This is a genomic window from Marilutibacter maris (assembly GCF_003233695.1).
GTDB lineage: Bacteria > Pseudomonadota > Gammaproteobacteria > Xanthomonadales > Xanthomonadaceae > Marilutibacter > Marilutibacter maris.
Genome location: NZ_CP029843.1, coordinates 1121010 through 1145311, shown reverse-complemented (window position 1 = coordinate 1145311; position 24302 = coordinate 1121010). Strand labels below are relative to the sequence as shown.

Here is a 24302-nt window from a genome sequence, read left to right as displayed (position 1 = left end):
TCCGTGAGCCCGATCGCGCCCCGGCGGGGCCTGCGGCGGCCCCGGAACCCGCTCCCGGCGGGCCTCAGCGCTGGACCACGGCCTGCCGGTAGCGCTCGGCCAGCACCCCGACCCGCTGCACGTAGCGCTGGGTCTCCCGGTACGGCGGCACCCCGTTGTACTTGTCGACCGCGCCCTCGCCGGCGTTGTAGCCGGCCGCGGCCAGGGTCAGGTCGCCGTTGAAGCGCCGCAGCAGCCAGGCCAGGTACTGCACCCCGCCGCTGATGTTCTGGGTCGCGTCGAAGGCGTCGCTGACCCCGAAGCGGCGCGCGGTCGCCGGCATCAGCTGCATCAGGCCCTGGGCGCCGGCGCGCGAGATCGCGCTGGGGTTGTAGGCGGACTCGGCGTGGATCACCGCCCGCACGATCGCCTCCTCGACCCCGTAGCGCAGGGCGGCGGCGGCGATCTCGTCGCGGTAGGCCGAGGTATTGAGCCGGATGGTGCCGAAATTGACCCCACCGCCGGCCGAGCAGGCGAAGCAGGTCTCGATGAAGCTGTAGTTGATCGTGCGCACCGGGCCGGCACTGGCCAGGTTGCGCGGCCGGCTGCTGGTGTAGTGGCGGACCCCGTCCTTGATGTACGAGTAGACCTGACCGGACACCACCCGCGACCCGGGCGAACCGCGGCGCACGCTCTGGATCGGCGCCGCGTTGGTCATGCCGCCGCTACCGGCGGCGCCGGCGGTCTGGCCGGCGGATGCCGTCGTCGCCTGGATGCTGGCGCCGGAGGTGGTGCTGCCGACCGCCGCGGCAGGCGCGGGCGGCGGGGCGGCGGGGGCCTGCGAGCGCCCGCCGCGGTAACTGGTCACCGCCGTGCACTTGCTGCCCTTGACCCGCTTGCTGACATAGCTGGGGACGCCGTCGGCGCCCTCGCAACGGTAAATGGTGCCCGCCACCGCCGGAGCGGTGGACAGCAGGCAGACGATCCCCAGAAGCGCCAATCCCCCTTTCATGGTCGCGAGTGTCTCCCCAAACAGACCGAATTGCCACCTCTCCCGCTCTGGAAACGCGACTTTTCACCGGTTTCGGCCGCCAAAGCCGCTAGACTGGCAGGCTTCGCAGTGCTGACCGGCACGGAATAACCGCCGAACTCCCGGGATTACGACCATGTCCGAACTCCACCCCCTGCCGACCGCCGGGTCGATCCAGGCCGCCCCCGCCGCCCCCCGCGCGCCCGGCCAGGCACCGGCGCCGAAGCTGTTCATCCAGACCCACGGCTGCCAGATGAACGAGTACGACTCGGCCAAGATGGCCGACGTGCTGGCGGCGTCGGACGGTTTCGAGCTGACCACGGACGCCGAGGAGGCCGACGTGATCCTGGTCAACACCTGCTCGATCCGCGAGAAGGCGCAGGAAAAGGTGTTCAGCCAGCTCGGCCGCTGGCGCACGCTCAAGGACGGCGACCGGCCGGTGCTGATCGGCGTCGGCGGCTGCGTCGCCAGCCAGGAGGGCGAGGCGATCATCAAGCGCGCGCCGTTCGTCGACCTGGTGTTCGGACCGCAGACCCTGCACCGCCTGCCGGAACTGATCCGCGCCCGCCGCGAGCAGGACCGCCCCCAGGTCGACATCAGCTTCCCCGAGATCGAGAAGTTCGACCGCCTGCCCGAACCGCGCGCGGAGGGCCCGACCGCCTTCGTCTCGATCATGGAAGGCTGCTCGAAGTACTGCTCGTTCTGCGTGGTGCCCTACACCCGCGGCACCGAGATCAGCCGCCCGTTCGAGGACGTGCTGGTCGAGGTCGCCGAGCTGGCCGCGCAGGGCGTGCACGAGATCAACCTGCTCGGCCAGAACGTCAACGCCTACCGCGGCCCGATCGCCCCGCCCGAGGATGGGGAGAGCGACCCGGACGCCTCGCACGCCGACCTCGGCCTGCTGATCCGCACGATCGCCGAGATCGACGGCGTCGAGCGGATCCGCTTCACCACCTCGCACCCGCTGGAGTTCAGCGACTCCCTGGTCGAGGCCTACCGCGACGTGCCGCAGCTGGCCAACTACCTGCACCTGCCGGTGCAGTCGGGTTCCGACCGGGTGCTGGCGGCGATGAAGCGCGGCTACACCGCATTGGAGTTCAAGCAGAAGATCCGCAAGCTGCGCGCGGTGCGCCCGGACATCTCGATCAGCTCGGACTTCATCGTCGGCTTCCCCGGCGAGACCGACGCCGACTTCGAGAAGACCATGAAACTGATCGAGGACGTGGGCTTCGACCAGTCGTTCTCGTTCATCTATTCGCGCCGCCCCGGCACCCCGGCCGCGGACCTGGAGGACAGCGTCTCCAGCGAGGAGAAGCACGCCCGCCTGTCGCGCCTGCAGGCGACGATCAACGCCAACGCCCGGCGCATCTCCGAGGCGATGGTCGGCAGCGTGCAGCGGGTGCTGGTCGAGGGGCCCTCGCGCAAGGACCCGAACGAGCTGACCGGCAAGACCGAGAACATGCGCTCGGTCAACTTCGCCGGCCACCCGCGCCTGATCGGACGCTTCGTCGACGTGACGATCACCGAGGCGATGAGCAACTCGCTGCGCGGCCGCGTCCACACCCGCGACGGCGAGACCGCCTGAGCGGCCGGACGCCCGACGCCATGACCCCGGGGGCAACGGACGCCCGACCGCTCGCCTTCGCTACCCGCCTGGCGGCGGTGCTGGCGGTGGTGGCCGTCGGTTCCCTGCTCTACCTGTGGATCAACGCCCATCCGACCCGTTCGCCGGCCCTGCTGCCGGTCACCGCGCTGGACCGGGCGATCGGCTGGCATGCATGGACGATCTGGCCGTACTGGCTGCTGCTGTGCATCAACCCCTTCCTCGCCCTGGGGCTGCGCGATCGCGCACTGCTGTGGGCGGCGTTCAAGGCCTACGTGGTCGCGATGGGGCTGAACATGGCGATCTGGCTGGCCTGGCCGACCCGGATCGTCCGCCATGCCCTGCCCGACGACCTCGGCGGCGCGACCCGCGCGGCCTGGGACCTGCTGTACGCGCTGGACGAGCCCCATACCTGCTTCCCGTCCGGCCACATCACCATCCCGGTGGTGGTGATGGTCGCGTTCGCCCGCCAGCATCCGGCCTCGCGGCCGTGGATCTGGCTGCCGACGCTGCTGTTCCCGACCATCGTCAGCACCGGCCAGCACTATGCGATCGACCTGTTCGCCGGCATCGCGACCGCGGCCGTGGGCCTGGCCTGGGCCGGGTTGCTGCGCCGACAGCCGCGGGCGGCGACGGCGGTCGCGATGGCGCGCGACTGATCCGTCCGGCGCCGCTCAGTCGACCTCGCGGGTCAGGATGACCGGGTCGCTCTCCAGCGTGCGGTGCACCGGGCAGCGGTCGGCGACCCGCAGCAGGTCGGCGCGCTGGTCCGGATCGAGCGCACCGCTCAGCCGTATCCGCCGCGTGATGCGTTCGATATGGCCGTCCTTACGATCGCATTCGGCGCAGTCCTCGGCATGGACGCGGTCGTGCTGCAGCCACACCTGCACATCGTCCAGCGGATAGCCCTTGCGTCGCGCGTACAGCCGCAGCGTCATCGATGTGCAGGCGCCCAGCCCCATCAGCAGCAGGTCGTAGGGGTTCGGCCCCTTGTCGCCGCCGCCCTGCGCGACCGGCTCGTCGGCGACCAGCGCGTGGCGGGAGGTGAACAGGCCGCGCAGGAAGCCACGGTCGAGCTCGGTCACCAGCACATCGCCCTCGGCGACCGCCACCGGCGCCTTCGGTACCGGTGCGGCCAGCGCATCGATGTCGAGATAGCGGCTGGCCCAGGCCGCCAGGGCGGTGGCGACGTACTCGGCGTCGGCCGCGCGGCTCAACAGATGATCGGCCTTGTCGAGCGAGATGAAGCTCTTGGGATGCAGCGCGGCGTTGTAGATGCGCGCGGCCTCGGCGATCGGCACGACTTCGTCGACCGGCGAGTGGAACACCAGCAACGCGCGCCGCAGCTTGCCGATATGGGCCTCGGAGGCGTTGGCCTCCAGATCGTCCAGGAACTGGCGCTGGATGGTGAACTCGCGGGGACCGATCCGGACCCGGGCATGGCCCTGCCCGCGCAGGTCGGCCTCGGCATCGGCGAGCAGATGGCGGACATGCTCGGCGGTGGCCGGCGCGCCGATCGTCGCCAGCGCCTTCACCTCCGGCAGCGCGTGCGCGGCCGCCAGCACCGCCGCGCCCCCGAGACTGTGGCCGATCAGCAGGCTCGGCGGGCGGTACTCCTGGCCCAGCGCGGCGGCGGCGGCCAGCAGGTCGGCGACGTTGGAGGAGAAGTTGGTATTGGCGAAGTCGCCATCGCTGCCGCCCAGACCGGTGAAATCGAAGCGCAGCACCGCGATACCGCGCGCGGCCAGGGCCCGGCTGATCCGGCTGGCGGCAGCGATGTCCTTGCCGCAGGTGAAGCAATGGGCGAACAATGCGTACTGCCAGCGGCCCGGATCGCCGCCTTCCGGCAGCTCCAGCAACCCCGACAGGGTCTGGCCCTGGTCGTTGGCGAATTCGAGCTTGATTCGTGTGTTCACGGCGCCCCTTGCGAACGGCTGATGGCGGGACGCCACCATAGCTTGACGCCTGTGTCAGAGTGGTGGATGCGCCTGCGCCGCGGCGCGCCCTGGAGAACGACGATGCTGACCTGGCAGGACCTGCTCGCCTTCGCCGAGAACGGCAATCCCGAACCCGATCGCCGGGTCGAGAAAAGCGATGCCCAATGGCGCGCCGAGCTGAGCCCCGAGCAGTACCGGGTCACCCGCCAGGCCGGCACCGAGCGCGCGTTCAGCAATCCGATGTGCGGCCTGCTCGAACCCGGGCGCTATCACTGCGTCTGCTGCGACACCCTGCTGTTCGACGCCGACGAGAAGTTCGACTCCGGCACCGGCTGGCCCTCCTTCACCCAGCCCGCGCGCGCCAACGCGATCGCCTACCGCCGCGACGACAGCTACGGCATGCACCGGGTCGAGACCGTGTGCAACACTTGCGACGCCCATCTGGGCCACGTGTTTCCCGACGGCCCGCCGCCGAGCGGACTGCGCTACTGCATGAACGCGGTCGCGCTGCGCAAGGCCGAAGCCTGAATCTCCCGCAGGAGCGGCGCGAGCCGCGGCTCCAGCCGTCCCGGGAAAGCCCATCGCGGCTTACGCCGCTCCTACGAAATGCGGTACAGCATGGCCCCAGCCCCCTGAGTCAGTGCCGTAGGCGCGAATGGGGGTGTGGCCGCGCAACGGCCGGGCGCAGTTCGTCGGGAATCGCGGCTTGCGCCGCTCCTGCGCGGATGCCGCAGCCGGCGCGGTCAGTCCAGGCGCTTGCGGAAGCGCTGGATCGCCAGCGTCATCATCGCCGCGGTGAAGCCGATCAGGGCCAGCACGTCCGGCCACAACTCCCACAGGCTGGCGCCGCGCAGCATGATGCCGCGGATCAGGCGCAGGAAGTGGGTCAGCGGCAATGCTTCGGCGATCCACTGCACCACCGTCGGCATGCCGGCGAACGGGAACATGAAGCCCGACAGCAGGATCGAGGGCAGGAACACGAAGAAGGTCATCTGCATCGCCTGGAACTGCGAGCGCGCCTTGGTCGAGATCAGCAGGCCCAGGGTCAGGTTGGCGAGGATCAGCAGCACCGCCGCCAGATACACGTGCAGCACCCGGCCCAGTACCGGCACCTGGAACAGCCACAGCCCCAGCAACAGCACCACCGTGGTCTGGACCAGGCCGATCACTGCGTACGGCAGCACCTTGCCGACCATCAGTTCGGAACGGCTGATCGGGGTCGCGATCAGAAGTTCCATGTTGCCGCGCTCGCGCTCGCGCACGATCGCCACGCCGGTGAACAGCACCATCGTCATGGTCAGGATGACCCCGATCAGGCCCGGCACGATGTTCACCGCCGAGCGCCGCTCCGGGTTGTAGAACGCAACCACGCCGATCGGCTCCGCCGCGCCCGGGCGCGCTGACGCGGATGCACCGGTGGCGCCGGCGATCGGCATCCGGGCGAGCTGGATCGCCGCGCTCTGGACCACGGTGTCGCTGCCGTCGACCATCACCTGGACCGCCTCGCGGCCATCGAGGCGTCGGCGCTCGAAATCGGCGGGGATCACCACCCCGACGCTGATGTCGCCCCGCCGCAGCATCGCGACCAGCTCCTGCGGCGTGTCGGCATCGGCGCTGGACCGGATCACCCCGGTGGCGAGCATGTCCATCACCACCGCGCGCGAGCCGCTGGTGCCGGCCTGGTCCACGATCGCGGCGTCGAGACCGCGCAGGTTGAGGTTGATCGCATAGCCGAACAACACCAGCTGCATCACCGGAATGCCGATGATCATCGCCAGGGTGATCCGGTCGCGACGCAACTGCCGCATCTCCTTGATCACGATCGCCAGCAGCCGTCGCCAGTTCATGCCGCCTCCTCGTTGTCGCCGCCGGCGGCCGCCGTACGGCCGCGGGTCGCATCGACGAACACGTCCTCCAGGTTCGGCGTCACCGCCGCGACCTCGGCCTCGCAGCCGGCCTCGCGCAGCACCTCGCGGATGCGCGCGTCGGCGTCGCCGTCCTCCCGGGTCAGCACCCGCAGCGCGTTGCCGATCTGGGCGACGCTGAGCACGCCGGGCACCGCCAGCAGCCGCTTCTGCGCCTGCCGCGGCTGACCGGCAAGGACTTCGACCGTGCGCCCGGCCAGTGCGCCGGTCAGTTCCGCCGGGGTGCCGTCGGCGACCAGCACGCCGCGATCCAGGATCGCCAGCCGGTGGCAACGCTCGGCCTCGTCCATGTAGTGGGTCGACACCAGCAGGGTGGTGCCGGCATCGGCCAGCTCGAACAACTTCTCCCAGAAGTCGCGGCGCGACTCGGGATCGACCGCGCTGGTCGGCTCGTCGAGGAACAACAGCTCGGGCTCGTGGATGGTCGCCGCCGCCAGCGCCAGCCGCTGCTTCTGTCCGCCGCTCATCGTCCCGGCCAGCTGTTTCTGGCGGTCGCCGAAATGGTACTGCTCGATCAACGTGTCGATCCGCGCGCGGGTGCGCGGCTTCGGTACGCCTTGGGCGGCGGCCATGAACTCCAGGTTCTCGCGCACCGACAGGTCCTCGAACAGGGAGAAGCGCTGGGTCATGTAGCCGATCCGCTGGCGCAGCGTCTCGGCCTGCTCGGGCACCTTCAGGCCCAGCACCTCGACCGTGCCGGCGTCGTGGCCGAGCAGCCCGCACAGCATCCGGATCGTGGTGGTCTTGCCCGAGCCGTTGGGGCCGAGAAAGCCGTACACGTGCGCGCGCGGCACGGTCAGATCGACCCGGTCGACCGCGACCAGCGCGCCGAAGCGCTTGCTCAGTCCGCGTGCGCGGATCGCATGATCGGTGGCCTGGCTGGAGGGCGCGTCCATCGTCTCAGGACTCGTAGTCGGCCAGGTGGACCGGCGGCAGTGCGCGCGCCTCGGCCAGCCACTCGCGGACGCTGTCGCGCCCTATCAGGCGCTCGCCCCAGGCCTGCACCGCCGGCCAACCGGCGGGCTGTGGCAGATGCGCCTGCAGCCGCATCAGCGTCGGCACGAATGCCAGATCGGCCAGCGACAGGTCGCCGAACAGGTAGGGACCGCCGCCGGCTTCCAGTTGCCGCTCCCAGGCATCGAAGACGCGCGCGGACTGCTGGCGTTCGTCGGCGCTCATGGCCCGGCGCCGAGGGTAGAAGCTGCTCTCGAACGACAGTCGCGGGCACAGTCCGGACAGACCCGAATGCTGCCAGGCGAGAAAGGACCTGGCCCGGGCCCGCGGTCCCGGCTGCGCGGGCAGCAGGACGCCGCCGCCAAGGTCGTTGGCGTATTCCATGATCGCCAGCGAATCGAAGATCACCGCCTCGCCATCGACCAGCACCGGCACCGCCGCCGGCGGCGAGAACTCGCCGATCCGGGCGAGGTTGGCATGGCGCTGGGGGCGGCGGATGTCGACCACCCGCTCCTCGAACGCCACGCCGGCCTCCTTCAACGCCAACCAGGCCCGGAACGCCCAGCTCGACGCGTTCCGGGTGCCCGAGTACAGGATTCTGCTCATGAGCGCTCCCGGTTCCAGCGATGGGTGGGCCCGCGCCGGGTCGGAGTGAATGCGCATGCGGCGGCCGTCATCGCGCGGCCCCGGCGCGGTCGCCATCGCGCTGCGGCAGGAACCGCACCTGGACCGGCAGGCCGACCGCCAGTTCGCGTGCGGCCTCGCCCTCCAGGGCGATCTCGGCCAGGTAGCTCAGCCGCGCCGCGTCCTCGCCGGTCAACGCGTAGTACGGCGTGAAGCTGGGTTCGCTGCGGATCATCCGCACCCGGCCGTCGAACTCCGCGTCCAGGCCTTCGACGCGAACCTTCGCGGGCTGGCCGACGCGGATACCCGCGCGGACCGGCTCGGGCACGTAGACCCGGGCATGCGGCGCCTCACCGACCAGCAACAGCGCCAGCGGCGCGCCCACCGGCGCCTGATCGCCCAGCTTGTACGGCAGGCTCTCGACGATCGCATCGCGCGGCGCGACCAGCGACAGTTTGTCCAGAGTCACCTGCTGGGCGGCGGCCTCGGCGCTGGCGGCAACCTCGGCCGCCCGGCCCTGGGCGACCCGCTCGCCGCGGGTGCCATGCTCCAGTTCGAGCAGCGCCGCCTGCGCCGCCCGCACCTGCGCACCGGCATTGCCGGCGGCGGCGCGGGCGCGGTCGACCTCGGCCTGCGACACCAGTTGGCGCCGCCCCAGCGGCTCGACGCGGGCGAAGTAGGCCTGTGCGTCGGCGGCCTGCGCGCGCGCCGCCGCCAGTTGCGCGCGGGCCTGGTCGATCGTTTCGCCGCGCGGCCCGGCCTCCAGTTCGGCCAATGCCTCGCCGGCCTGGCGCGCCTGCGCCTGCAGGGCCTGCAGGCGCGCGCCGGTGCGGTCGGGCTCCAGTTGCATCACCCGTTCGCCGGCCCGGACCGCCTGCCCTTCGCGCACGTCGATCGCGACGATGCGCTCGGCCGCCGGCGCCGGCAGGGTGATCCGGTCCCGCTCCAGCGTGCCCAGTGCGTCCGGGGTGTCGCGACTGCATGCCGCCGACAGGCTCAATGCCAGCACAACGGCCAGGGTTGCGATCGAACGCTTCATGCCTGCTCCTCGGGTTCGGCCATCGACGCGGGTGCGGCCAGCTCCAGGCCGCGTTCGAGCAGCGCCAGGGTATGCCGGCGCAGCCCGTCGTAATCGAGGTCCTCGGCCTGGAACAACTGCCGCCAGATCGGCGCGCCGGCGACCGGGAACAGGGTCAGGCCGACCAGGGACACCATCAGCAGGCGCGGATCCAGATCGGCGTTGATCTCGCCGCGCGACTGCGCGCCGGCGAAGCGTTCCGCCATCATCAGCGGCAGTTGCGGACCGACCCGTTCGAACAGCACGTCGCGCAGGCTGCCGCCCTCGCACAGCACCTCGCGCACCCACAACGACGGCAACCACGGATGCTCGGCGACCAGCATCCCCACGCCCTGCACGAAGCCGCCGATCAGGCCCGCGATGTCGTTGCCCTCGCCCATGACCCGCTCGCGGAGACCGCCGAACGCCGGCAGCAGGCGTTCGTTGATCACCGCCTCGCGCAGTTGCGCCTTGTCGCCGAAGTAATAGTGCAGCAGGGCCGGATTGACCCCGGCGCGGTCGGCGATCCGCTTCAGCGTGGTGCCGGCGATGCCCTGCTCGACATAGCACGCGATCGCCGCGTCCAGGACCCGCTCGCGCTGGTCGGGGGCGTCGGCGCCGGGCCGGCCGGGCGCGCGTCGCGCGGCCTTGCCGGCGGCGGTCCGGGACTTCCTGGCGGGGGGATGACGAGTGCTCATGGCCATATTTAATTAAATAATTAATTTGATTGCAAGCCCCCATAGCCCCGGAGCCGGCGATCGCGAACGCCCCGATCCGGCAAGCCACCGGCGCGGCGACGGCGCTATCGTGGACATCCGCCACCGGTGCGACCGCGCATGTCCCCGCCCAGCCGACGCCAACACCGCCCCCTGCGCCAATGGTTGCGCGGCAATGCCCTGGCGCTGTGGCTGTGGACCCTCGGCCTGCTCGGCGTGGTCCGCTTCGTGACCCGGGCGATGCGCGACGGCGGTGGCGGCGCCGACACCGTCGCCTGGCTGTACCTGGGCGGAGGCATACTGGTGTTCCTCGCCGGCGTCGCGACCTGGGTCGGCGGCGCGCGACGCGATCGCGCGACGACGCGTCCGGACTGAACGCGGACGCTTCCCGCACGCCGCATCCGGCGACGCGCGGCTTTGCGAAAAAGGCCGTACCGGCGCAAGCTTGACGACAACCACGGCCTGGTCGCCGTCGACTCATTCCCCCAGGGGACATCTTCGCGAGCCGTCCCGCCCCATGGCTGGCCGCCGATCCTCGCGAACGCCCCGCTCCAACAACGAAGAGCCCTCCTTGAACGACGTCAGCACCCGTACCGCCACGTCCGAATTCGCCCTCGATCCCGCCGACGCCGAGCGCCTGGCCAACCTGGCCGGACCGTTCGACAGCCACCTGCGCCTGCTGGAACTCCGACTCGGCGTGGAGATCGCCAACCGCGGCAACATCTTCCGCATCACCGGTCCCGGCGACGCCGTACAGCGCGCGCAGAAACTGCTGCGCGCGCTGTGGGACGACGCCGGCGGCGAGACCCTCGACGAGTCGGCGATCCACCTGCGCCTGGCCGAAGCCGGCGCCGACCGGATCGAGACCGGCTACGAACCGCAGGAGGTCTCGATCCGGGTCAAGCGCGGCACCGTCCGCGGGCGTGGCGCCAATCAGCAGAAATACCTGCACGCGATCGCCACCAACGACATCAACTTCGGCATCGGTCCCGCCGGCACCGGCAAGACCTTCCTGGCCGTGGCCAGCGCGGTCGAGGCGCTCAACGAGGGCCGCGTGCACCGGCTGATCCTGGTCCGGCCCGCGGTCGAGGCCGGCGAGAAGCTCGGCTTCCTGCCCGGCGACCTGACCCAGAAGGTCGACCCGTACCTGCGACCGCTGTACGACGCCCTCTACGAGATGCTCGGCGTCGAGAAGGTGGCCAAGCTGCTGGAGAAGAGCGTGATCGAGATCGCGCCGCTGGCCTACATGCGCGGACGCACCCTCAACGATGCGTTCGTGATCCTCGACGAGGCGCAGAACACCTCGATCGAGCAGATGAAGATGTTCCTGACCCGGATCGGCTTCGGCAGCACCGCGGTGGTCACCGGCGACCTGACCCAGATCGACCTGCCCCGCCACCAGAAATCCGGGCTCAAGGACGCGCTGGAGGTGCTGCGCGGCGTCGACGGAATTGCCTTCACCTTCTTCGAGTCGCGCGACGTGGTCCGGCACCCGCTGGTCGCGCGGATCGTCAATGCCTACGACGCGCGCGACGGCGCCGACAGGGAAACCGGGCCCCAGGAGTAGACTGGCAACCATGACCAGAGGTCCGATCCGTCTCGATGTCGCCGTCCACTACGGCCTGCCGCGCGCCGGCATCCCGGCGGCGGTCAGTTTCCGCAAGTGGGTGGCGGCGGCGCTGGAAGGCCGCATCCGCGAGGCCGACCTGGCGATCCGCCTCGTCGACGCGCGCGAGGGCCGCTCGCTCAACCGCCACTACCGCGGCCGCGACTACGCCACCAACGTGCTCAGCTTCCCGGCCGAGATACCCGAGGGCCTGCCGAAGAACGTCAAGTTCCCCTTGCTCGGCGACCTGGTGGTCTGCGCGCCGGTGGTGGCCCGCGAGGCCCGCGAACAGGGCAAGCCGCTGGCCGCCCACTACGCCCACATGACCGTCCACGGCGCCCTGCACCTGCTGGGCTGGGACCACGAGGACGAGCGCGAGGCCGAGTGCATGGAGAACCTGGAGCGCGAGATCCTCGCCTCGCTGGGCATCGCCGACCCCTACGGCGACGCCTGAGCGCACCGCCGATCCCGCCGCGGACGCCGTCCGGCGGGCATCCCCGGCCCCACTCCCGGACCCGCAAACCGGGACAGGCGACAGGCCACGATTCCGAGGTAGACTGGCCCCGGCGCCCAACCCCCGCGGGCGTTTTTGCAGACGCAATGTCCGAGGACGACAGTAGTACCCAAGCCCAGGAACACACCGACCGGCACCACGAGAAGCCGCACGAGGGCAAGCACCCGGAAAAGCGGCGCTCCTGGCTGGACCGGATCAGCTCGGTGCTGTCGGGCGAGCCCAGCTCCCGCGAGGACCTGGTCGAGCTGCTCCGCGACGCCCAGGCCGACGGCCTGATCGCCGCCGACACCCTGGCGATGATGGAAGGCGCGATCGGCGTTTCCGACCTCAGCGTCGGCGACGTGATGGTGCCGCGCTCGCAGATGGTGATGCTCTCGGCCGAAGCGCCGCTGATGGATCTGATGAGGGAGGTGGTCGAATCCGGCCACTCGCGCTTCCCGGTCCATGGCGAGGACAAGGACGAGATCCTCGGCATCCTGCTGGCCAAGGACCTGCTGCGCGCGGTGATCGCCGCCGAGGACGGCCCGCTGGGCATCCATGAACTGCTGCGGCCGGCGGTGCTGATTCCCGAATCCAAACGCCTGGACGTGCTGCTGCGCGAGTTCCGCCTCAGCCGCAACCACATGGCGATCGTGATCGACGAGTACGGCGGCGTCGCCGGCCTGCTGACGATCGAGGACGTGCTCGAACAGATCGTCGGCGAGATCGACGACGAGCACGACGATGCCGAGGACCCCAACGCGCTGATCGCGGCCCAGGCCGACGGCCAGTACGTGGTCGACGCGCTGACCCCGATCGACGACTTCAACGAACGTTTCGGCGCCGACTTCGACGACGACGAGTACGACACCATCGGCGGCCTGGTCATCGCCGCGATCGGGCACCTGCCCGAAGCCGGCGAGGAGCTGACCCTGGGCCGCTTCGTGTTCCGGGTCTCCAGCGCCGACGCGCGCCGGGTGCACGCCTTCCACGTGGGCATCCTCGGCGATGCCTGAGCGCCGCGGACCCGCGGCCCGCCTGCGCGGCATCCTCGCCGGCGGTCTGTGGGCCCTGGCACTGCTGGCCGCGCCGACCGGTCTCCTCGCCCAGGGCGCGGCGCCCGCGGACCCGGCCGCTCCGGCGCCGGTCGCGGCGCAAACCGGAACCGACGACGCTGCGGCGGCGCCCCGGATCGGCATGGTGACGATGCTGCCGGGCGAGGTGTTCTTCGAGCGCTTCGGCCACAACGCGCTGCTGGTCGACGCGCCCGCGAGCGGACAGGCGATCGCCTACAACTTCGGCTTCTTCGACCCCGGCGAGTCCGACTTCGTCGCCCGCTTCGTCCGCGGCGACATGCGCTACAAGCTCGCGGCGATCCCGTTCAACGACGACCTGCGCTACTACGACCACGTCGGCCGCGGGGTCTCGGTGCAGTGGCTGGACCTGACCCCGGCGCAGGCCAGGCAACTGGCCGACGCGCTGGCGCGCAACGCCCGCCCCGAGAACGCGCGCTACCGCTACGACTACTTCCTCGACAACTGCTCGACCCGGGTCCGCGACGCGCTCGACGGCGCGCTCGACGGCGGTCTCCATCGGCAGTTGCAGGGGCGCTCCCACGGCACCAGCTTCCGCAGCGAGGCGCTGCGCCTGGCGCGTCCGGCGCCGTGGATGTGGCTGGGCTTCGATCTGGGCCTGGGACCGGCCGCGGACGCGCCGCAACCGCTGTGGGGCGAGTCCTTCGTGCCGATGCGTCTGGCCCGCGCGCTGCGCGAGGTGAAGAACCCCGCCACCGGCCGGCCGATCGTCGCCGCCGAGGAACGGCTCCTGCCGCAACGGCTGCCGCCGGAACCAGTCGAACAGTCGATCGCCTGGTGGCCGTGGGCGCTGGCCGGCGTCCTGCTCGCGTTCGCGCTGATCCGGCTGTCGGCCCGCCGCCCGCGCGCGGTCGCCGCATTCGCACTGCCGTTCTGGACCCTGTGCGGCCTGCTCGGCGCGCTGATGCTGTTCATCTGGTTCGGCACCGAGCACCGCTTCGGCTGGGCCAACCGCAACCTGCTGCTGATGAGTCCGTTGTGCTGGTTGTCGCTGCCGGGCGCGTGGCAGGTGCTGCGCGGCCGCCGTCCCGGCGCCTGGCTGCCGCGACTGCTGCTGGTCGTCGCCGCGCTGCCGCTGGCCGCGCTGTTCTTCTACTGGCTCCAGGTCTATCCGCAGCGCAACCTCCACTGGATCGTGCTGCTGGCCCCCGTCCACATCGGCCTGTGGATGGCCTTCCGGCGCATCCGCGGCGACGCCATCGGCGACTGAGGCGGTTGCCGGGCCCCGGAGCAGCGTGCACGATGCGCGCATGCACACCGGCAACCCGCGCTGCGTCGTCAACTGCTCGGCCTACGATCACCGCGGCCAACGTCGCGACATCGTGCTCGACGAGATTGCCGAGGCCATGGCCGACCGCGAGGTCCGCTTCGTCTGGGTCGGCCTGTACCAGCCCGAGGAGGCCCTGCTGGAGCAGCTGCAGGCCACCTTCGACCTGCACGACCTCGCCGTGGAGGACGCCCACAACGCCCACCAGCGCTCCAAGATAGAGGGCTACGGCGGCTCGCTGTTCATCGCCCTGCGCACCGCCCAGCGCGTCGACGACGCAATCGGCTTCGGCGAGACCCAGATCTTCGTCGGCGAGCGTTACTTCATCACCGTCCGCCACGGCGCCTCGATCAGCTACGCGCCGGCCCGCGCACGCATGGAGCGCGAGCCCGAACTGCTGCACCACGGCCCCGGCGCGGCGCTGTACGCGGTGCTCGACATGATCGTCGACAACTACCAGCCGATCGTCGACGAATTCGACACCGAGCTGAACCTGCTGGAGCGCGACATCCTCGGCGAGACCTTCCATCCGCGCGTGGTCCGGCGGCTGTACACGCTCAAGCGCGAACTGACCCGGCTGCGGATGTCGGTCTCGCCGCTGCAGGACCTGCTGGGCCAGCTCAGCCGCACCCGCCACGCACTGATCGACGACGACATCCAGCCCTACTTCCGCGACGTCCACGACCACGTGCTGCGGATGAACGAGATCACCGACATGCTGCGCGAGATGCTGACCGCGGCGGTCAGCACCAACCTGTCGCTGGTGACGGTGCAGCAGGGCGAGACGGTCAAGCGGCTCGGCGCCTGGGCGGCCCTGCTGGCCGCGCCGACCCTGATCACCAGCTGGTACGGCATGAACTTCGTGCACATGCCCGAGCTCGACGAGCGCTACGCCTATGCGGCGCTGATCGGCGTCGTGTCGCTGACCAGCTATGCCCTGTACCGGCTGTTCCGTCGCGCCGGCTGGCTGTAGGCGTCCGTCCACGACCTCCACGCGGCTCGCGCAGTGTGATGCCAATCACAATTTTTCAGGCTCTCACCATACGGACCAGTCGGGAAACCGTGATAGGCTCGGTCGCAGTGGGCCAAGGAGTGGCCTGTGACCCGTTCCGCAGCCGGTCGTGCCGGGCCTGCGGGTCTGCAACGCAGGGAAGAGTGAGCGAGTGTATGCCGATACACGACCGAGCGATGACGCGGCGATGCGGAGCCACAGCCCCGGCCCTCCAGGCCGTCCCCGAGTCGCCGCCATGCGATGTTGCCCGCCCCGACCGCAGACTGCCTGCGGCGCCGCGACGCACGCCGCGCCCGACGGCCATCCCGGGGCGGCACGATCCTACGCCGAACGAAGCACAGACCAAGGCCCCTGTCATCGCGACCCATCTTCGCGACCGGAGCGATCCGAAATGCGTAAAGCAGTCACCCTGTTGGCGGCCTTCGTCGCCTCCATCCTCATGGTTTCATGCACCGCAGGACCCAGCAGTGCCAAGGAGCAAAATCGCATGTCAGCATCCATGAAAGAGACCAGCACCCCGTTCAGCGATCCGTCGATCCAGCCGTTGGCCGATGCCGTGGCCGCCGGCGATCTCGATCGCATCCGCGAGCTGGCGCCCGCCCACGACCTGTCCACGCAGGGCGAGGACGGCGTCACCCTGCTCGAATGGGCGATCTGGAACCAGCAGCCCGCCGCCCTGGCGACCCTGCTGGAGGTCGGCGCCGATCCGGCCCAGCCGGCCACCGACCAGGACACCGTCGCCCACATGGCGGCGATGGTCGAGGACCCGCAGTACCTGAAGGTCCTGATCGACCACGGCGCACCGGTCGACACGGTCAGCCCGCGTGGCGGCTGGACGCCGGTGTTCCGTGCCGTACAGAGCCGCCGCAACGCGCAGATCGACATGCTGATCGGCGCCGGCGCCGACCTGCAGCGAAAGGATTCGATGGGCAATGGCCTGCTGCACGTCGCCGCCAACGTGAACGACGCCGAGGGCGTACTGCGCCTACTCAACGCGGGTGTCGATCCAGATGCCGCCAACGGCCGCGGCGAGACCTTCCAGCAGGCCCTGTTCGCCGGCTCCGACGCGCGCCTGAACGCGCCGGCGCGTGCCGCACGGCAGGAAGTCCGCGACTGGCTGAAGGCCAAGGGCATCGCCACGCCCTGAGCCCGCCCGAACCGTAACGTCGATTAACCGACAGGCCCGGATGGCCTGTCACCGCAAGGAGCTGCGATGAGAGCCCAGCAGGAAACATTCTCTTCCCAACCCGGTCACGGCGACAGCTTCGCCGACCAGATCGCCGGCCGCCAGCCGCACGAGATCGACCGCCAGTTGTCCGCGATCCTGCAGGACAACTACAACTGGACCGACGAGCGTCGCGGTCGCGACTTCGAAGCCTCCAATCCGCCGGAAGGCTGGTCGCGCATGAGCGACGCGGTGCTGCGCGATGCCGGCATCGACCCGAGCCTGCTGCACGACGGCAAGAGCGGCTTTGGCGCCAACTTCTACATCAACGAGCACGACCACGTGGTGCTGGCCTTCACCGGCACCGACGAAGGCCGCGACTGGAAGCACAACCTGCGCCAGGGCCTGGGCCTGCGCGACGCCCAGTACGACCAGGCGATCGCCCTGGCCGGCCAGGCCGAGCGTGCCTACGGCGACAATCTGGTGATCACCGGCCACTCGCTGGGCGGCGGCCTGGCCGCGGCGGCGAGCATGGTCCACGAAGTGCCCGCGGTCACCTTCAACGCCGCCGGCGTCAACGACCGCACCCTGGAGCGCTATGGCTTCGATGCCGACGTGCTCAAGCAGGAGGCCGAGCAGGGCCTGATCCGCAGCTACGCGGTCAAGAGCGAGATCCTGACCCACCTGCAGGAAGACAGCTTCCCGCTGAAGTACGCGATGCCCGACGCGCCCGGCACCCGGATCGAACTGCCGGACCCCGATCCGCTGTCGTTCTTCCAGCGCATCGTGCCGGGCAAGATGCTGATGCACCGGGTCGACCTGCACTACATCGATTCGGTGATGGAGGCCCAGGACGCCGCCGGGTTGTCGGTGCGCCACTCCGACTTCGGCGCCATGCGCTCGGGACAGGACGCCAACTCGCGCCTGGAACGCTTGCTGGCCGGGCAGATCGACCCGTCCACCCAGCAGGCCTGGGACAACGAACGCGCCGCGAACCGCCCCGCGCTGGAGGCGACCCGCAACCAGGACCAGGCGCAGCAGCAACAGGCTGCCGAGCAGGCCGCGATGGGCCGCTGAGCCCGACAACGCCGGAAACATGGCCGCCGCTCCCCTTCCGGGGGGGCGGCGGTTTCATTTTGCCGGTCGTGCCGACGCTGGCGCTCAGGCCAGGCCCGCGGCGAACGCTTCCAGCGCCTCGCGACCGACCGGCTCGCCCGCCAGCAGCGGCAACTGCAGCAGCGGCAGACCCGGAAGCGCCGCGCGCAACTCGTCGATGTAGGCCTGCTCCAGTCGCGCACGCCCGGCAAGGAAGTCGCCGGCGTCGGTGGGCGAACGCTTGTTCACCACCAGGCCGCCCACCGCCACCTTCGAGCGCCGCAACTGCGCCTCCAGCTCGATCGTCTCCAGCACCGGCAGACGTTCGGCGGTCAGCACGATGACGAAGGCGGTGCGGGCGCGGTCGCCGACCACCTCGCGCAGATGCTCGAAGCGATGGCGGCGGCGGTTGAGCAGGCCGCGGATACGGTCGTCGCGGCTGTCGCCCGCGTCCTCGCCGGCGGAGCCGGACGGATGCTTGCCCAGCACCTGCGCGCCGACCGAGTCGTCGCGTCCCAGCCCGCGCAGCAGTTCGCCGAAGTGACGGCTGCGCGCCTGCCGATGCAGCATGCCGTCGACCCAGGCCGACATCATCTCCGGCAGCGCCATCAGCCGCGCGGTGTGCCCCGAGGGCGCGGTGTCGAACACCAGCAGATCGTGGCCGCCCTGCCCTTCGTCCCGGTCCGGCCCGCCGTCGAGCCCGCCGTCAAGCCCACCAACCAGCTCGGCGATGCGCTCCAGCAGGGCCGCCTCGTGCATGCCCGGCGTGTCGCGCGACAGCGCCATGTGCTTGTCGACCTCGCCGGCCAGGTGCTCGGGCATCAGCCGGCGCAGGGCGGCGCCGACCTCGTCCAGGTGCGCGCGCGCGGTCTGCTCCGGATCCAGTTCGAGACCGTCCAGGTTCGGCGCCAGTCGCCGCACCCGCGCACCGACCTCGCAGCCCCACAGGTGGCCGAGGTTGTGCGCCGGGTCGGTCGACACCAGCAGCACGCGCCTGCCCTCGTTGGCCATCGCCAGCGCGGTCGCGGCGGCGACCGTGGTCTTGCCGACGCCGCCCTTGCCGCCGACGAACAGCACCCGCCGCGAACGCGCCAGCTCCAGCAGCATCGCGGCCTCAGCAGCAGCCGATGTGGTCGAGCGGCGAGCGCTCCATGCCCATCCGCCGATGCCAGTCGTGGAAGCGCTCGTACATCACCGGCATCAACTCCATCGTGTAGCAGGCGGCGGGATTGGGCACGCCGAGCGTCTCGGCGAACACCAGCAGCATGAACAGATCGTCCTCGTCGCGTCGGGCGCGGGCGAAGGTCCGCCGGTACGGCGCGACGTAGAACTCCTGCAGTCCGGCCGCGATCCGCGCCAGCGGGGTGTCCTCGCGCGGGCCCTTGTCCGCCATCAGCGCGGCCCGGCCTCGGTCGCCGGCTGGTCGCCGCCGGCGCCGCGCGCCATCGCCACGATCGCCTCCATCGCTACCCACAGCGCCGCGACCAGGATCACGATGTCCATGCCCAGCAGCAGCCAGTTCTGGTCGGCGTAGAACTTGCCCAGCTGGACCAGCAGCGCCATCACCGACATCACCAGCAGGAACACCAGCGGGATCGCGGTGAACCATACCGGGCGCCGCTGCTTGATCAGGATCACCGACAGGATCGCCAGGGTCAGGCCCGCCAGCAACTGGTTGGTGGTGCCGAACAGCGGCCAGATCACCATCCCGCCGGAACCGTCGCCGCCTGCGCCGAAGGCCAACGCCAGGCAGGTGCCCAGCGCGACCAGGGTCGCCAGCCAGCCCTTCTGCACCGGCTTGACGCCGACGATCTCGGCCGCCTCCTGGACCACGTAGCGCTGCAGGCGCAGGCCGGTGTCCATCGTCGTCGCCGCGAACAGGATCGCCATCACCGACAGGATCGTGCTGCCCAGGCCCGGGTCCAGGCCCAGGCCGTTGGCGAGGATGTTGCCGCCGCCATTGACGAAGGCGACCACGCCGCCGGAGCCGAACTTGTCGTAGATGCCCTGCCACTCGCCCAGGCTGGCGAAGCCGGCGGTGCAGGCGATGATCGCGGCCAGCGCCAGCATGCCCTCGCCGATCGCGCCGAAGTAGCCGACGAAGCGGGCGTCGGTCTCCTTGTCCAGTTGCTTGGAACTGGTGCCGGAGGCGACCAGGCCGTGGAAGCCGCTGATCGCGCCGCAGGCGATGGTCACGAACAGCAGCGGCACGATCCCCGGCGTCCCCTCCGGAACGTCGGCGTTGACCGCCGGCGCGACGATTTCCGGCGCGAAGAACAGGGTCGCCGCGTACATCAGGCCGAGACCGACGAACAGCTGCAGGCCGTTGATGTAGTCGCGCGGCTGCAGCAGCACCCACACCGGCAGCAGCGAGGCGATGCCGGCATAGGCGAACAGCAGGATGATCCACTGCGCCTTCGGTCCGAATCCGAGCACCGACTCGGGCAGGGTGATCGGGAACGACTGGCCGAGGAAGATCAGCGCGTACAGCACCACCACGCCGATGATCGACGGCCACAGCAGCGGCACCTTGAAGCGGTAGATCGCCTGGCCGATGCACAGCGCCACCACGATCGCGCCCCAGGTCGGGATCACCGAGGCGGGGTTGGCGACCAGCAGGTTGGAGATCACCACCGCGAACGCCGCGTTGACCATCAGCAGCAGCAGGAAGATCACCACCAGGAACAGGTTGCGCGCGCGGTTGCCGATCACGGTGCCGGTCAGGGTGCCGATCGACTTGCCCTTGTTGCGCACGCTGGCCCACAACGCGCCGAAGTCGTGCACACCGGCGAAGAACACCGTGCCCAGCGTGACCCACAGGAAGGCCGGCAACCAACCCCAGATCACCGCGATCGCCGGACCGACGATCGGTGCCGCGCCGGCCACCGAGGTGAAGTGGTGGCCCCACAGCACGAACTTGTTGGTCGGGACGAAGTCGACGTCGTCGCGCAGCTCGTGCGCGGGGGTGCGGAAGTCCGGATCGAGCCGGTAGATCTTCTCGGCGATGAACTTCGAGTAGAAGAAGAAGCCGATCGCCATGATGGCGAGGCCGACGATCATTAGCGCGATGGAACTCACGGCATGCCCTCCGTCCGCCCCCGGTCGACCCGGGGCGTCTGGCCCGGAGCATGGAACGTCGAAGGGCGGATTGGAAGCCGAAAACGCCGCCAGAGCGGGCTTTGCGACTAAAGTTGCAGCGATCGGGACGCGTTTTTTGCGCCGCAACACGAGGCGTCCGGACCGGCTCCGGACGCCGCTTCAACCCGCCACGGTCAGCCTGCCACGACCCTCAGCATCTGTCCGGTCAGGTAGGCGCAATAGGTGCCCAGCGCATAGCCCAGCACCGCCAGCAGCACGCCGACCGGCGCCAGCGCCGGATGGAACGCGCTGGCGACCACCGGCGCGGAGGCGGCGCCGCCGACATTGGCCTGCGAGCCGACCGCCATGAAGAACAGCGGCGCCCGGATCAACTTGGCCATGATCAGCAGTAGGCCGGCGTGCACGCTGATCCAGATCAGGCCCAGCGCGAACAGCCAGGGCCTTTCCAGCAGCGCGCCGATGTCCATGTGCATGCCGATCGTCGCCACCAGCACGTACAGCATCGCCGAGCCGACCCTGGACGCGCCGGCGCCCTCCAGCGAGCGGACGCGGGTGAAGCTCAGCCCCAGGCCGATCGTGGTCGCGAACACCACCATCCAGAAGAAGCCCGAGGTCAGACTGTAGGCCTCCAGGTCCCAACTCTCGGGCAGGCTGCCGATCCAGGCGACCATCGGCTCGGCGAGGAAATGCGACAGACCGGTCGCGCCCAGGCCCACGGCGAGGATCACCATCAGGTCGGTCAGCGAGGGCATCCGCGAGTGCTCGGCCTGGTAGGCCTCGATCCGCCGCTTCATGTCCTCGATCGCCGAGGTGTCGGCACCGGTCCAGCGGTCGAACGCTTCCGAGCGCGCGGCCAGGAACAGCAGCACCGCCATCCACACGTTGGCGACCAGCACGTCGACCGCGATGAACTGGCCGAACAGGTTGCTGTCGACCTCGAACACCTCCTTCATCGCCGCCTGGTTGGCGCCGCCACCGATCCAACTGCCGGCGACCGTGGTCATCCCGCGCCAGGTGTCGCCGGCCACCGTCTCCGGATGGATCACACTCATCGCACCGAACGCGACCACCGCACCGAGCATCACCCCGATGGTGCCGGTCAGGAACATGATCACCGCCTTCGGTCCCAGGCGCAGGATCGCGCCCAGGTCGATCGCGATGCACAGCAGCACCAGCGCACTGGGCAGCATGTAGTCGCGCGCCACCGGGTACAGCCCCGAGGCATTGCCGTCGATCAGGCCGATGCTGTTGTACACCGCCGGGATCAGATAGCACAGCAGCAGGGCCGGCACGTAGGTGTAGAACTTCTTCCAGAAGCCGTCGGGACGCGACGCGGTCCAGAAGATCGCGCCGAGGGTGACGGCCAGCAGGCCCATCACGACGGCGTCGTTGGTGATCAGCGCGGTGCTGGTGGAAGGATCGGTGGCTGCGGCCATGGGAACTCCGGTACGACGGATGGTGCGTCCCGTCGGGCGACGGGACGGCGCGGGTAACGGCTTACTGGCCGATGTGCTGCTTCAGCCAGCCGTTGACCGTGTCGTGCCATTGCACGCTGTTCTGCGGCTTGAGCACCCAGTGGTTCTCGTCCGGGAAGTACAGGAACTTCGACTCGATGCCCTGGCGCTGCAGCGCGGTGAACGCGGCGATGCCCTGCTCGACCGGGATGCGGTAGTCGAGCTGGCCGTGCACGATCAGCATCGGCACCCGCCAATCCTCGACGTGGTTGACCGGGTTGAACTTCTCGTAGCCGGCGGGATTGGCGAACGGAGTGCCGCCGTTCTCCCACTCGGTGAACCACAGCTCCTCGGTGGCGTAGCCCATCATCCGCTGGTCGAACACGCCGTCGTGGTTGACCAGGCACTTCCACGGCTGGTTCCAGTTGCCCGCGATCCAGTTGATCATGTAACCGCCGTAGCTGGCGCCCAGCGCGCAGGCGCGGTCGCCGTCGAGGAAGGCGTACTTCTGCTGCGCCGCGGCCCAGCCCTTCTGCAGGTCCTCCAGCGGACGGTCGCCCCAGTGGCCGCTGATCGAATCGGTGAATGCCTGGCCATAACCGGTGGAGCCGTGGAAGTCGATCATCACCACCGCGTAGCCCTGGCCGGCATAGGTCTGCGGATTCCAGCGGTAGCTCCAGCCGTTGCCGAAGCTGCCCTGCGGACCGCCGTGGATGATGAAGGCGACCGGATAGGTCTGGCCCTCGGCGTAGTTCCACGGCTTGACCACGTAGCCGTACACGGTCTCGTCGTTCCAGCCCTTGAAGCTGAACTGCTCGAAGTCGCCGAATTTCACCTCCGGCAGCATCTCGCCGGCGTCCGGGGTGATCGCACGCAGTGCCGCCGCATCGGTGCCGGTGGTTAGGATCACGTTGCCGCTCTTCAGGCTGGCGCGGGTGAAGGCCAGGGTCGGCCCGGCCAGCTGCACCGACGACACGCTGCCGTCGCCGACCAGCTTGCGCGGTTCGCCGCTGGCGATGTCGACCGCGTACAGCGGATGCTCGCCCAGCTCCTGCACCGCGGTGTAGATCGTCGCGCCGTCCGCCGACAGGGTGATGCCGCCAGCGGAGCGGTCCCAGTCCGGCGCGATCTCGCGGGTGGTGCCGCTGGCCATGTCCATCGCCATCAGGCCGAAGCGGTCGGCTTCGAAGCCCGGGCGCTTCATCGCCTGGTAGTACAGCGTGGCGCCATCGGCGCTGAAAGTCGCGCCGGTGTCCCAGGCCTTGTTGGTCGCGGTCAGGTTCTTCGCCCGGCCGCTGCCGTCGGCGTTGACCTGGTAGAGGTCGAAATTGGTCGACCACGGTTCCTCGCGATCGGCCAGTCGCGCGCTCAGCACCAGCGACTGCCCGTCCGGCGCCCAGGTGTACTCGCTGCTGTCGCCGAACGGCTTCGACGGCACGTCGCCGATCACGTCGGCACCGACCAGGGTCGCGGTCTTCGCCGGCGCATCGCCCAGGCGGGCGACGAACACGCGGTTGAGGCGGCCGTCGTTCCAGGTGTCCCAGTGGCGGATGAACATGCGGTCGAACACCACCCCGCTCTGCTTGGACGCGCCGCGCTCGTCCAGACGCGCCTTGTTGCAGGCCAGGTCGCCGGCGCAGTCGGGGAAGGCCTCGGCGTTGAAGGCGACGCGGCCGCCGTCCGGCGAGATCCGGAAGCCGCCGACATCGACCGGGAAGTCGGTCAGCTGGCGCGGCTGGCCGCCGGCCACGTCGATCGCGTACAGCTGCGAGGAGCCGGACTTGCCGCTGAGGAAGTAGACCTTGCGACCGTCCGGCGAGAACGCCGGCGAGTTGACGCTCCAACCCTCCGGGGTCAGCCGTTTCGGCGGCGCCGCGTCGCGCGCGAACAAGTCCTCGATCCACAGGCTGCTGCTGGCCTTGTTCGCCTCCAGATCGGCCTCGCGCTTGGCGAACACGATGTGGCGACCGTTCGGCGACAGCGCCGGCGATGAAAAGCGGTCCATCGATGCCATGTCGCGCACGTCGAAGCCGCGCTCGGCGGCGGACGCGGGAAGGCTGGCGGGCAGCGCGGCCGCGATCAGCAGCGGCAGGACGGCGTGGCGAAGGCTCATGGAAGGCTCCAGCAGGGGGCGAAACGCTCGATGTTAGGGCGCATGGCCGGCGCGGGCAAAGTCCGCAGGCCATGCCACC

General features: G+C 70.1%; 22 protein-coding genes and 1 pseudogene. 11 read left to right on the top strand and 12 right to left on the bottom strand.

Annotation, left to right across the window (positions count from 1 at the left end):
* Window positions 1-64: 64 nt before the first annotated feature.
* Window positions 65-991 carry a lytic transglycosylase domain-containing protein gene (locus C9I47_RS05165; protein WP_111265806.1) on the bottom strand — a complete coding sequence of 309 codons (927 nt, stop codon included), beginning with the start codon at window positions 989-991 and terminating at the stop codon, window positions 65-67.
* A 154-nt stretch (window positions 992-1145) separates the two neighbouring features.
* Between C9I47_RS05165 and miaB the strand changes: the two genes are divergently transcribed.
* Together miaB and C9I47_RS05155 are read left to right on the top strand one after the other, a co-directional pair.
* Window positions 1146-2594, top strand: a complete 1449-nt coding sequence (gene miaB, locus C9I47_RS05160; RefSeq protein ID WP_111265805.1) for a tRNA (N6-isopentenyl adenosine(37)-C2)-methylthiotransferase MiaB — start codon at window positions 1146-1148, stop codon at window positions 2592-2594.
* 20 nt (window positions 2595-2614) lie between these two features.
* Window positions 2615-3271: a phosphatase PAP2 family protein gene (locus C9I47_RS05155; protein WP_111265804.1), complete on the top strand. Its 657-nt coding sequence runs from the start codon at window positions 2615-2617 to the stop codon at window positions 3269-3271.
* A gap of 15 nt (window positions 3272-3286) precedes the next feature.
* Here the strand turns inward: C9I47_RS05155 and C9I47_RS05150 are convergent, their stop codons facing one another.
* Window positions 3287-4528, bottom strand: a complete 1242-nt coding sequence (locus C9I47_RS05150) for a bifunctional alpha/beta hydrolase/OsmC family protein (RefSeq protein ID WP_223250280.1) — start codon at window positions 4526-4528, stop codon at window positions 3287-3289.
* Between the two features lie 102 nt (window positions 4529-4630).
* Here C9I47_RS05150 and msrB point away from each other — a divergent pair, with 102 nt between their 5' ends.
* Window positions 4631-5077 carry a peptide-methionine (R)-S-oxide reductase MsrB gene (gene msrB / locus C9I47_RS05145; RefSeq protein WP_111265802.1) on the top strand — a complete coding sequence of 149 codons (447 nt, stop codon included), beginning with the start codon at window positions 4631-4633 and terminating at the stop codon, window positions 5075-5077.
* A gap of 215 nt (window positions 5078-5292) precedes the next feature.
* Here msrB and C9I47_RS05140 read toward each other — a convergent pair whose 3' ends face one another.
* The 5 genes from C9I47_RS05140 to C9I47_RS05120 all read right to left on the bottom strand — a co-directional run bounded on the left by C9I47_RS05140 (window position 5293) and on the right by C9I47_RS05120 (window position 9807).
* Window positions 5293-6396: an ABC transporter permease gene (locus C9I47_RS05140; protein ID WP_111265801.1), complete on the bottom strand. Its 1104-nt coding sequence runs from the start codon at window positions 6394-6396 to the stop codon at window positions 5293-5295.
* Window positions 6393-7334, bottom strand: a complete 942-nt coding sequence (locus tag C9I47_RS05135; protein WP_111267972.1) for an ABC transporter ATP-binding protein — start codon at window positions 7332-7334, stop codon at window positions 6393-6395. The genes C9I47_RS05140 and C9I47_RS05135 overlap by 4 nt, the downstream gene beginning before the upstream one ends.
* A gap of 40 nt (window positions 7335-7374) precedes the next feature.
* Window positions 7375-8034: a glutathione S-transferase family protein gene (locus C9I47_RS05130; protein ID WP_111267971.1), complete on the bottom strand. Its 660-nt coding sequence runs from the start codon at window positions 8032-8034 to the stop codon at window positions 7375-7377.
* Window positions 8035-8101: 67 nt separating this feature from the next.
* Window positions 8102-9091 (bottom strand): HlyD family secretion protein, encoded by a 990-nt coding sequence (locus C9I47_RS05125; RefSeq protein ID WP_111265800.1) that lies wholly within the window; start codon window positions 9089-9091, stop codon window positions 8102-8104.
* Entirely contained in the window at window positions 9088-9807 is a 720-nt protein-coding gene (locus C9I47_RS05120) for a TetR/AcrR family transcriptional regulator (protein WP_111265799.1), read from the bottom strand. The genes C9I47_RS05125 and C9I47_RS05120 overlap by 4 nt, the downstream gene beginning before the upstream one ends.
* Window positions 9808-9945: 138 nt before the next feature.
* Between C9I47_RS05120 and C9I47_RS05115 the strand changes: the two genes are divergently transcribed.
* From C9I47_RS05115 to C9I47_RS05080, 8 genes and pseudogenes are all read left to right on the top strand, one after another.
* On the top strand, window positions 9946-10200 hold the full coding sequence (locus tag C9I47_RS05115) for a hypothetical protein (protein ID WP_141482876.1): 255 nt from the start codon (window positions 9946-9948) through the stop codon (window positions 10198-10200).
* 196 nt (window positions 10201-10396) lie between these two features.
* Entirely contained in the window at window positions 10397-11392 is a 996-nt protein-coding gene (locus C9I47_RS05110; protein ID WP_407067501.1) for a PhoH family protein, read from the top strand.
* A gap of 10 nt (window positions 11393-11402) precedes the next feature.
* Window positions 11403-11885, top strand: coding sequence for an rRNA maturation RNase YbeY (ybeY, locus tag C9I47_RS05105; RefSeq protein WP_111265796.1), 483 nt, complete (start codon window positions 11403-11405; stop codon window positions 11883-11885).
* Between the two features lie 146 nt (window positions 11886-12031).
* Window positions 12032-12940 carry an HlyC/CorC family transporter gene (locus tag C9I47_RS05100; RefSeq protein ID WP_111265795.1) on the top strand — a complete coding sequence of 303 codons (909 nt, stop codon included), beginning with the start codon at window positions 12032-12034 and terminating at the stop codon, window positions 12938-12940.
* Window positions 12933-14228 (top strand): lipoprotein N-acyltransferase Lnb domain-containing protein, encoded by a 1296-nt coding sequence (locus tag C9I47_RS05095; RefSeq protein ID WP_111265794.1) that lies wholly within the window; start codon window positions 12933-12935, stop codon window positions 14226-14228. The genes C9I47_RS05100 and C9I47_RS05095 overlap by 8 nt, the downstream gene beginning before the upstream one ends.
* Before the next feature lie 40 nt (window positions 14229-14268).
* On the top strand, window positions 14269-15258 hold the full coding sequence (locus tag C9I47_RS05090; protein WP_111267970.1) for a magnesium and cobalt transport protein CorA: 990 nt from the start codon (window positions 14269-14271) through the stop codon (window positions 15256-15258).
* Window positions 15259-15688: 430 nt separating this feature from the next.
* Complete coding sequence (locus tag C9I47_RS05085) at window positions 15689-16444, top strand: ankyrin repeat domain-containing protein (RefSeq protein ID WP_407067500.1); 756 nt, start codon at window positions 15689-15691, stop codon at window positions 16442-16444.
* A 66-nt stretch (window positions 16445-16510) separates the two neighbouring features.
* Window positions 16511-17317 (top strand): annotated as a pseudogene (locus C9I47_RS05080) (Mbeg1-like protein); the annotation flags it as partial.
* 306 nt (window positions 17318-17623) lie between these two features.
* On the opposite strand, the gene C9I47_RS05075 reads toward C9I47_RS05080, so the two are convergent.
* The 5 genes from C9I47_RS05075 to C9I47_RS05055 all read right to left on the bottom strand — a co-directional run bounded on the left by C9I47_RS05075 (window position 17624) and on the right by C9I47_RS05055 (window position 24223).
* Complete coding sequence (locus C9I47_RS05075; RefSeq protein ID WP_111265791.1) at window positions 17624-18664, bottom strand: ArsA family ATPase; 1041 nt, start codon at window positions 18662-18664, stop codon at window positions 17624-17626.
* 7 nt (window positions 18665-18671) lie between these two features.
* Window positions 18672-18950: a cory-CC-star protein gene (locus C9I47_RS05070; RefSeq protein WP_111265790.1), complete on the bottom strand. Its 279-nt coding sequence runs from the start codon at window positions 18948-18950 to the stop codon at window positions 18672-18674.
* A complete protein-coding gene (locus C9I47_RS05065) occupies window positions 18950-20635 on the bottom strand; it encodes a carbon starvation CstA family protein (protein WP_111265789.1) in 1686 nt (561 codons plus the stop codon). The genes C9I47_RS05070 and C9I47_RS05065 overlap by 1 nt, the downstream gene beginning before the upstream one ends.
* Before the next feature lie 194 nt (window positions 20636-20829).
* The gene (locus C9I47_RS05060) at window positions 20830-22092 is read right to left on the bottom strand and encodes a DUF819 family protein (RefSeq protein ID WP_111265788.1); all 1263 of its coding nucleotides are present in this window, start codon (window positions 22090-22092) and stop codon (window positions 20830-20832) included.
* A 61-nt stretch (window positions 22093-22153) separates the two neighbouring features.
* Window positions 22154-24223: an alpha/beta hydrolase family protein gene (locus C9I47_RS05055; protein ID WP_111265787.1), complete on the bottom strand. Its 2070-nt coding sequence runs from the start codon at window positions 24221-24223 to the stop codon at window positions 22154-22156.
* Window positions 24224-24302 lie beyond the last annotated feature (79 nt).

Coding starts and splice junctions, on each gene's coding strand:
- ybeY (WP_111265796.1), top strand. CDS start 11,403: ATGACCAGAGGTCCGATCCGTCTCGATGTCGCCGTCCACTACGGCCTG.
- C9I47_RS05075 (WP_111265791.1), bottom strand. CDS start 18,664: ATGCTGCTGGAGCTGGCGCGTTCGCGGCGGGTGCTGTTCGTCGGCGGC.
- C9I47_RS05060 (WP_111265788.1), bottom strand. CDS start 22,092: ATGGCCGCAGCCACCGATCCTTCCACCAGCACCGCGCTGATCACCAAC.
- C9I47_RS05120 (WP_111265799.1), bottom strand. CDS start 9,807: ATGAGCACTCGTCATCCCCCCGCCAGGAAGTCCCGGACCGCCGCCGGC.
- C9I47_RS05090 (WP_111267970.1), top strand. CDS start 14,269: ATGCACACCGGCAACCCGCGCTGCGTCGTCAACTGCTCGGCCTACGAT.
- C9I47_RS05140 (WP_111265801.1), bottom strand. CDS start 6,396: ATGAACTGGCGACGGCTGCTGGCGATCGTGATCAAGGAGATGCGGCAG.
- miaB (WP_111265805.1), top strand. CDS start 1,146: ATGTCCGAACTCCACCCCCTGCCGACCGCCGGGTCGATCCAGGCCGCC.
- C9I47_RS05115 (WP_141482876.1), top strand. CDS start 9,946: ATGTCCCCGCCCAGCCGACGCCAACACCGCCCCCTGCGCCAATGGTTG.
- msrB (WP_111265802.1), top strand. CDS start 4,631: ATGCTGACCTGGCAGGACCTGCTCGCCTTCGCCGAGAACGGCAATCCC.
- C9I47_RS05165 (WP_111265806.1), bottom strand. CDS start 991: ATGAAAGGGGGATTGGCGCTTCTGGGGATCGTCTGCCTGCTGTCCACC.
- C9I47_RS05130 (WP_111267971.1), bottom strand. CDS start 8,034: ATGAGCAGAATCCTGTACTCGGGCACCCGGAACGCGTCGAGCTGGGCG.
- C9I47_RS05095 (WP_111265794.1), top strand. CDS start 12,933: ATGCCTGAGCGCCGCGGACCCGCGGCCCGCCTGCGCGGCATCCTCGCC.
- C9I47_RS05055 (WP_111265787.1), bottom strand. CDS start 24,223: ATGAGCCTTCGCCACGCCGTCCTGCCGCTGCTGATCGCGGCCGCGCTG.
- C9I47_RS05085 (WP_407067500.1), top strand. CDS start 15,689: ATGCGTAAAGCAGTCACCCTGTTGGCGGCCTTCGTCGCCTCCATCCTC.
- C9I47_RS05070 (WP_111265790.1), bottom strand. CDS start 18,950: ATGGCGGACAAGGGCCCGCGCGAGGACACCCCGCTGGCGCGGATCGCG.
- C9I47_RS05100 (WP_111265795.1), top strand. CDS start 12,032: ATGTCCGAGGACGACAGTAGTACCCAAGCCCAGGAACACACCGACCGG.
- C9I47_RS05125 (WP_111265800.1), bottom strand. CDS start 9,091: ATGAAGCGTTCGATCGCAACCCTGGCCGTTGTGCTGGCATTGAGCCTG.
- C9I47_RS05155 (WP_111265804.1), top strand. CDS start 2,615: ATGACCCCGGGGGCAACGGACGCCCGACCGCTCGCCTTCGCTACCCGC.